At 67.3% G+C, this 223-nt stretch carries 1 pseudogene; it reads right to left on the reverse strand.

Annotation, left to right across the window (positions count from 1 at the left end):
• Positions 1–223 (reverse strand): annotated as a pseudogene (locus E4K09_RS18145) (glutathione ABC transporter ATP-binding protein GsiA); the annotation flags it as partial.

The following is a 223-nucleotide window of genomic DNA, read 5'->3' on the forward strand; positions in this document are numbered from 1 at the left end:
ACAGCGACCGGCCGACATCGAAGCGCGTGGTGAGCTTCTCCACCTGGAGCAGAGGCTTGGTATAGTCGGCGGTCTTCTGCTCGTGCATCTCGCCGGTCTGCCTCGGCGCGCTTCCGTCCATGACCAGGACGGGCATGCGCTTGGGATAGGGCTGGCCCTTGAGGCTGCCGAGGCGCGGCACCGCCGAGAGCAGCGCGCGGGTATAGGGATACCGAGGCGAGGT

Source organism: Microvirga pakistanensis (genome assembly GCF_004458765.1).
Classification (GTDB): Bacteria; Pseudomonadota; Alphaproteobacteria; order Rhizobiales; family Beijerinckiaceae; genus Microvirga; species Microvirga pakistanensis.